The organism is Clostridium sp. UBA1652, assembly GCF_002320975.1.
Taxonomy (GTDB): Bacteria; Bacillota; Clostridia; order Clostridiales; family Clostridiaceae; genus Clostridium_T; species Clostridium_T intestinale.
The window spans coordinates 200,070-207,721 of the sequence record NZ_DCLI01000056.1 but is presented as its reverse complement, the minus strand read 5'-3'; the positions used below and the strand labels follow the sequence as shown (position 1 = coordinate 207,721).

The 7,652-nt window shown below is 28.9% G+C and carries 12 protein-coding genes; 1 reads left to right on the top strand and 11 read right to left on the bottom strand.

The window, feature by feature from the left end; translation table 11 throughout:
• Positions 1 to 54: 54 nt before the first annotated feature.
• From B3N22_RS11930 to B3N22_RS11880, 11 genes are all read right to left on the bottom strand, one after another.
• Positions 55 to 378 (bottom strand): nucleoside triphosphate pyrophosphohydrolase family protein, encoded by a 324-nt coding sequence (locus B3N22_RS11930; RefSeq protein WP_286907364.1) that lies wholly within the window; start codon positions 376 to 378, stop codon positions 55 to 57.
• 55 nt (positions 379 to 433) lie between these two features.
• Positions 434 to 808, bottom strand: coding sequence for a pyridoxamine 5'-phosphate oxidase family protein (locus tag B3N22_RS11925; protein WP_073016816.1), 375 nt, complete (start codon positions 806 to 808; stop codon positions 434 to 436).
• A gap of 203 nt (positions 809 to 1,011) precedes the next feature.
• Entirely contained in the window at positions 1,012 to 1,497 is a 486-nt protein-coding gene (locus B3N22_RS11920; RefSeq protein ID WP_286907362.1) for a hypothetical protein, read from the bottom strand.
• A gap of 116 nt (positions 1,498 to 1,613) precedes the next feature.
• The gene (arr, locus tag B3N22_RS11915) at positions 1,614 to 2,030 is read right to left on the bottom strand and encodes an NAD(+)--rifampin ADP-ribosyltransferase (RefSeq protein WP_286907360.1); all 417 of its coding nucleotides are present in this window, start codon (positions 2,028 to 2,030) and stop codon (positions 1,614 to 1,616) included.
• Between the two features lie 305 nt (positions 2,031 to 2,335).
• Positions 2,336 to 2,848, bottom strand: a complete 513-nt coding sequence (locus tag B3N22_RS11910; RefSeq protein ID WP_286907358.1) for a PadR family transcriptional regulator — start codon at positions 2,846 to 2,848, stop codon at positions 2,336 to 2,338.
• A gap of 32 nt (positions 2,849 to 2,880) precedes the next feature.
• Positions 2,881 to 3,729, bottom strand: a complete 849-nt coding sequence (locus tag B3N22_RS11905) for a sialate O-acetylesterase (RefSeq protein WP_286907357.1) — start codon at positions 3,727 to 3,729, stop codon at positions 2,881 to 2,883.
• 174 nt (positions 3,730 to 3,903) lie between these two features.
• Entirely contained in the window at positions 3,904 to 4,836 is a 933-nt protein-coding gene (locus B3N22_RS11900; RefSeq protein WP_286907355.1) for an oxidoreductase, read from the bottom strand.
• Between the two features lie 287 nt (positions 4,837 to 5,123).
• Entirely contained in the window at positions 5,124 to 5,552 is a 429-nt protein-coding gene (locus B3N22_RS11895; RefSeq protein ID WP_286907354.1) for a MerR family transcriptional regulator, read from the bottom strand.
• Between the two features lie 52 nt (positions 5,553 to 5,604).
• On the bottom strand, positions 5,605 to 6,000 hold the full coding sequence (locus tag B3N22_RS11890; RefSeq protein WP_286907352.1) for a hypothetical protein: 396 nt from the start codon (positions 5,998 to 6,000) through the stop codon (positions 5,605 to 5,607).
• On the bottom strand, positions 6,001 to 6,303 hold the full coding sequence (locus tag B3N22_RS11885) for a DUF2089 family protein (protein ID WP_286907350.1): 303 nt from the start codon (positions 6,301 to 6,303) through the stop codon (positions 6,001 to 6,003).
• A gap of 95 nt (positions 6,304 to 6,398) precedes the next feature.
• The gene (locus B3N22_RS11880) at positions 6,399 to 6,764 is read right to left on the bottom strand and encodes a hypothetical protein (protein ID WP_286907349.1); all 366 of its coding nucleotides are present in this window, start codon (positions 6,762 to 6,764) and stop codon (positions 6,399 to 6,401) included.
• Between the two features lie 263 nt (positions 6,765 to 7,027).
• Between B3N22_RS11880 and B3N22_RS11875 the strand changes: the two genes are divergently transcribed.
• On the top strand, positions 7,028 to 7,564 hold the full coding sequence (locus tag B3N22_RS11875; protein WP_286907347.1) for a flavin reductase family protein: 537 nt from the start codon (positions 7,028 to 7,030) through the stop codon (positions 7,562 to 7,564).
• Positions 7,565 to 7,652 lie beyond the last annotated feature (88 nt).

The following is a 7,652-nucleotide window of genomic DNA, read 5'->3' as shown; positions in this document are numbered from 1 at the left end:
AGGTTTTCTAGACAATAAAAACACCACTACCTTTATTAAGTAGTGATGTTAAATTTAGTTAATCTCAAAACTAGTCAAAAACTCATATAGAGACTTGCTTATATCTATATTCATACGATCTGCAAGTACAATAATCCACCATATACATTCACTTAGTTTATGTTTTAATTCTTCAACTTCATCTCCAGATACAGGCCATCTTTTTTCATTAGCCATAGTTAATCTGCCAACGAGACCTGCATCAGTTAAAAAGGCTAATGCATCTTCTTCTACGCTCCACTTACTTCCGTGATATTGTTTCTCTAACTCATGGTAGTTATCCCTTATCTTTATTGACCGTTTTATTATTTCATTTAAGTTTAACTCATTATTGTGCATTTTATTTGTATCCTCCTGAATGCTTACTTAATTTGTTTTTATAGTAATGATATCTTTATAACATTTGTTTAGCCGAAGTGACTGTAATTTCTAAAACCCTTGTTAAAAATGAAAACTTATCTTTCATCATTTCATATTCAAATCCTGAGTCAAAAAATCTTGCAGTACCTTCTACTACAAAACCAGTACCTTGATAATTATCAAATCCTACAACATTTTTACTGCCTAAAGCCATTTTTATTTTATTATTAATATTTATATTTTCTTCAGTCTTATGCATTAAACCAGCTGGAATAAGAATTCTTTCATCTTCTACTACCACTAGATAAGAGTTCCACTCATTCACAATATGAGGTTCACCCTTTCCCCATGTTACAATAGTGACTATGCCTTCATGTTTCAAAACCTCATAAAATTTTTCAGACAACATTTTGTTAGTGTGCATACTATCTCGCCCCTTTCCTGTGACATATTCATATAATATCACTATCAATATGACAACATCCTGTCATATTAAAGACTTCATTATTAGATACACAATAAATTTAAGTCATTTTTTTAAGGAATATGTCTTGTTAAACCAAAAAAGGATAGAAGCTGAAATTTTCAATCTTCTATCCTTAATTCATTATTTTAATACTTATTTTTATTAAATATGTCTTTTTCAACAATTTTCATTACAGTCTCATCTTTAAAAAACACTGGATATTTCATTCCATAGTTACCCCAGACTAGACAAGGGTATTTAGTAAAATAGAAAGTGCTAAAAAGTATTTCTTTAGCTGTGAGTTTTAGCAATATTTCAAGTAATCTTGGAGTAAGGCGAATAAAAAGATCATCTTTAGTTAAATTTAGTGAATCTATTAATACAATTTCATCTTCACTTAACGAAGCTTTTACTCTAATCTTAGCTTCTTCATCTATTCTTCCATAATAAAAATCACCATAAGAATTTTCAAGACCATTTGCTTGTACTAGCTTTCTGATAGTATTATTTACCACCTCTTCAGTACCTTCAATAGTGGTATTAGGATATTTATTAAAACCATCCATTATATTATCTAAGTAGATGGAATTTTGCTTTTTTAATTCTTCTAAGTTTATTTTAATAACATCCATGATAAATATCCTTTCTGAATTATACTCATAATATTAAGGAATCACGTATAATAACTACTCAATGAGTCATTTATATTATAAACAAGTTTCTTATCCGAGTAACCTAAAAGTTAGAATTAATCGTATATAACGTTTTTTCCTTCATCGCTTAATTTCTTTAATGATGAAAGCATATGATTTATTTCTTCATCAGAATGTCTCTCCCATGAACCTAACTCAGCAACTATTTTCAACGGAGATTTAGATCTGTAAGAACGTGTTGGATTTCCTGGAAATCTTTTATTAGTTAAATTTGGGTCATTTTCAAATTCACCTAATGGTTCTACAATATAAATTCTTTCTTTTAATTTAGAAGTTGCTAATTCAGCTCCCCATTTAGCAGCATTTAATGTTCCAGTAAAGTAAATATAGTTAGATTTTTTATTCTGGTAATTTGATAAGTGCTGTGGTTCTAATAAATCTCCAATTTTTAGTTCTGCTTTAGTACCATGAAAAAAAGGACCGTTATCTAAAATATCTTTTTTGTCATCCATACTGACACACTCCTTTTATTAAGATTCTAATAACTACAGACAAATAAATTAACTTGAATGTAGTGCATATCCTTCCCCATTTTTTGTATTACACCAATGAAGTAATTCTCTATGTGTTCATATGATACACCCACTATACCTAAATTATAAGCCTATAATTTAATTTTTTTATATGGTATAATTAAGATGGGCAAGAAAATTTGCACTACTTTTCACTAAAGAATGGGACTATTTAAAAACAGTACTCCTCTTATTTTCCTACCTTAAAATCTACGATATTATCTAAAGCTAAGTTCTTCTATATTTTAATTAATGTCCTTTAACAAGCCTTCAAACCATTTAACATTTACTAAATGATGAGACAAAGAATTCTCTAACATTTTACCAAAATAAGTATTTCTTATTTCATCATTTTTAAGAGATTGTTCTAATGCAGAAACTTTCTTTTTGGTTTGGTCTATTTGTGTTTTTATTAATTTTTTTAGATCCTCACTATTGTACTCATTAGCAAATAACATTGCTGCATAAAAAGTGAGATTTATATAATCAGTCTTTGAGCCATATTTAAGCATCAAATTTTCAAATTCTTTTTCACCAAGCTCCGTGATGATATAATTATTAGTTTCTCTAGTGTTGTCTGATTGGTCAACTTGTTTAATATATTTTTTTTCTTCCAACTGTTGAAGATTATAATAAAATGATCCTTTAGTGAAATTTACTATGTACTTATAGTGTCTCTCTTCCATTAAGGCCAACAATTCATATCCATAAGAGCCTGGGTTTTGCTTTAATAACCCTAATATAAGTAATGGTATCAATAGAATACCTCCTTTATGTTCGCAAACAATATTTAACTATTAGTAATTTGCATTATTTGAGATTCAAATTCCTCATATGATATTTTTCCAAGTGCTAAATCCATACTTTGTTTATATATCTTTTCTGTTTTTGTATGTTCTCTAGTGTAACTAAGATCAATTAGTTCATTTTCATTACTTAATGGCTCTAATACATGTTGCTTATTATTAAAGGCTTCAAAATATCGTAAACCAAATTTTCTTTGAGAAACTGCATCTATATGAATACCATCTGGATTTGATGTTAAACCTGATGCTGTGACAAAATAGCAATTATCTTGTTCAAAAGCAAATTTTTTCAACTCTTCATTAATTAAGTTATATTCAGTACACCCTTTTCCAAATCCTACTTTTCCTAAAAAGTCCCCTAATCCACCAATAATAAGAGGGATATCTGGAGCATTTAACTCTTTTCTAATGGCATTAACAATTACAAGCAATTTTTCATAATAAACTTTGTAGTTACCACCTAGACTATCGCTCTCTCCTTGATGCCATAGAATTCCTGTTAGCTCACTATTTTGCATAGCAAATTTAGCTTCAGCTATTGCATGTTTAAAAAGTGCTTCATCTACACCCCATTCATTTAATGTGCTTCCACCTTCAGCACATGGAATTAACCCAATAATATCTTCTTGACTTTGACGACTCCATGCATCTGCAAATGAAGCTGCTAGAGATATTCCTGAAACAGGTCTATCAAAATTTATTGGTTCAGCCATCATCTGCCATCTACCATTACGAAGCATTTGTATTCTTTCATTATAAATTGGGGTTACTTCATGAAGAAACCCTCTTCCAGCCATATTCGATTGTCCTATCATTAAAAATGATTTAATCATTTTTTTCATCCTTTCTTTTCTTTAAATAAATTAGTCTAATTAGACTAACCACACTTACATATTATAGTCTAATTAGACTATATGTCAATTATATCTTTTTACCAATTAAAAAACACCACTACTTTGAATTAAGTAATGGTGTTTAAAAAAAATTCTGAAATATATTTATTTTAGTTAAATGAATTTTATATTGGTCAACTTTTCGGATAACTCCCAAAGCTTTGAAGATACTAAGGTATCATTTGCCTGTTCGGGAACTTTTGATAAAGTAGGATACCCTCTCATCTCATTTAACTTAGATGGACCATAGTAAGCACCACTTTTTGCTTCTTTAGCAGTTGCTGCATAAAGTGATGGCCAAGCACCATGAGCTGCGGGTTGAAATAAAATAGGTCCAAATAAACGACGTACTATTCCAGCAGGACTATTTTTTCCAGATCCATTTGGAATTAATTCTGTTCTTGAAATACCTGGATGAACTGACATGCTACGAATCCCCCAACCAGCTTCATCACTTCTACGTTGCAGTTCAAATGCAAACATAAGGCATGCAAGCTTTGATTGAGCATAGACATCCATAGGCACGTACTTTTGTTCAGCTTGAAAATCATTAAAATCTATCTTACCTGAACGATTAGCAAGACTACTTAAGGTAATTACTCTTGGATCTTTTCCATTCTTTAAAAGTGGAAGTAATTCTGCCGTTAATGCAAAGTGTGAAAGATAATTTGTACCCATCTGAAGTTCAAAGTTATCTTTAGTAATTAATCTCTTAGGTGGAGTCATTACTGCTGCATTGTTTATTAAAACATCTAAACTTTTACGTTCTTGTCTCATCTTTTTTCCAAATAATTTTATAGATGAAAGACTAGCAAGATCAAGTTTTTCGAATTTAATATTTCCTGATGGAGCTATTTTTTTAATCTTTCTGATTGATTCTTCGCCTTTATCTTTATTTCTACCAGCCATTATAACTTCTGCTCCTGCTTTAGTTAGTTCTAATGCTGTTTCATATCCAATTCCACCTGTTCCTGTAACAACAACTGAACGACCTTTTTGTGATGTTATATCATCTGATGTCCAATTTCTTTTCATATTTTCTCCCATAAAAACAACTCCTTATAAGTTCATAATTTATAATCATATAGATATTTCTTAGTTTTCCTTTAAATAAATGGTATCACTTAGATATTTATCGAAGTCAAGTACATCTTTTATTTAATTTTACTCCATAGAATTTTAAATAATAAAACACCTTATAAACCCAGTTATCATAATAATGTGTCTATGAAAGACATGATTTAAATACATAAATTTTTAAACTAACATACTTATATTAAATGCCTAAAAATAGATAAATCACTTAGAGTTATATCTAAGTGATTTACGAAATTTTATTCATGTGTGGTAATATACTTTTTCTTGTTCTCATTCATAAATTTAAGTGCATCATAACCATTCTCTGGATTATCTATATATGAATCGTAAAAAGCTATTTTTAAATCAACAATATTCAAATTTTTTTTCATATCGTCTATCTGTCTAAGTATTTCTTTACGGTGATTAATCATTATCTGCTTTCGTGCTGGAGCAGTTTCTTCTCCCTGCATACATAATTCTATATATTCTTTGATTTCCTTAACTTGCATTCCTGTATTTTTTAGGCAACATATCAGCTTTATTAAATCAAGATCAACTTCATTAAACTGACGGTTTCCAGTGCTATTTCGTGTAACAAAAGGAAGAAGTCCCTCTTTATCATAAAATCGTATTGTGTGAACAGAAATATCACAAATCTTTGCAACTTCATTAATGGTATACATAGATAAAATCTCCTTATATATATGAATCTTTACTATTAATTTTTTTGAAAATCTACTCCAAGTCTTGAATATTCATCTTTTCTAGTTCAGAGTTCTTTTTTATTTTATCTCTACATACGGCATATATTCCAAGAAATATAGCTGTTGGAATGTTATATAAAAGTAGAATAATTACAGATGTAAATATTAGTGATGGAATATTCATAATAGAACTAGTGGAGCTACTATCAATAACTTGTTTTGCAATAACTACACCATTTTCGTCAATTGTATTGACAGTTTCCTTAGTAAAAGATGAGAATGCAGCTATATTAAATACTCCTAATAAAGAAAATATAAAAAAGATAGCCGGAATTATTAACCCAAACCATTTATTTTTCATTTTTGAAAGGCGAATTTGAAGGTATATTAGACCTACTATAAAAAGAACAAAAACTAAAAATTTCATCTACTTGCACTCCTTTTTTGATTTTTTATATTCAGAAATTAGAATTTTTGCAGTATCAAAGTCAATCTTATCATTTACAGCTAGTCTTTTTATAAGTGATATATATGGCTCATTTGAATTTTCTTCACTTATTCGGATTTTTTGAATAAGTTTATCTAATCTTAACCTAACTGTTGGGTAAGTTACAGAATATTGCTTAGCTACCTCTTTTAATGACCCTGAGGATAACAGGAATTTTTTTATAAAAGCAATATCTTCATCTTCCAAATTTACTATCCATTCTGGTAATGCTTCATTTGCCATTATATCCCTCCTTTAATAATATTAAGTATAACATTTAATATTATTAAAGTAAATAATGATATTAATCTTTAATAATATTAAAAATCAACTATGTCTTAATCCATTTCACTAATTTTATCTTCAATCAATGATTTGGAAATGTGCATTGTTTGGATTATCTTCTTAAGACGCTTGTAATGAGAGCTGTCCTCTGTAAATTTTAACTGTGCCTTTTCACATTTGCTAATAATTGAAGATATTGGAGGTAAAGCTTCTATAAACTCTTTTTTTGTATATTTGTCTATAATATTTTCTTCCATTATTAATGATTTTGATATATATAATGATTTTATTCTGTTTTTAAGGAGGGTGTGTTGAGAGGTACCCTCTGCAAATTTTGGCTGCATTTTTTCACAATTACTGATGGTTGAAGATATAACCTGCATAGCTTCTTTTAATTCTTCACCTGTATATTTTTTCATAAATTTTCACCTCAAATTCTTGTCTTTTTTAGCATTCTGATTATAGCATATAACTAAAACCTTGGTACGATGGTGGAGTGTTCATTTATATTTTTATTCTAATAGATGTCGTATGTAATCAAATGGTTTGTTATTTGCTAACTTATTATTCTCAACATCTCACACTCACCTTTTAGTTAGTATCTAACTTAATTGTTCGTACTCTCTTTTTTACGTTTTTTGTTATATAATTAAGATAATAAAAATAAAAGGAGGCTGTTTTTATGAAAGAAAAAATAGAAGTATTGGATTATGCAAAAGAAATTTTACAAGCTACAAAAAAAGGCGTGCTATTAACTACAAAAACAGATGAAAAAGTAAATTCTATGGTAATATCCTGGGGAACACTTGGTATAGAATGGGCAAAACCAATCTTCACAGTTTTTGTTAGAGAAAATAGATTTACAAAACACCAATTAGATAAAAATCCTGAATTTACAATTAATATTCCTATTGGAGAATTTGATAAAAAAATTATTGCAGTATGTGGAACAAAGTCTGGTCATGTTATAGATAAAGTAAAGGAATTAGGTTTGACTCTAGAAGATTCTGAATTGATTTCTGTTCCTGCCATAAAAGAATTTCCTTTGACATTGGAATGTAAAGTGATCTATAAACAAGAACAAGACCCAAAAGAAATAACTGAAGAAAATAACTTAAAGTTTTACCCGCAAGATGTGGATAGTACTTTCCATAGTGCTAACAAGGATTATCATACTGCTTATTATGGTGAAATTGTTAATGCATATATTATTAAATAGAAAAAGAGGAATTAAGTTCCTCTTCTAAGCTAAATTCCATATCCAGTTTTCATTATGGTTAATTACTAATCACTCATATATTCATTGG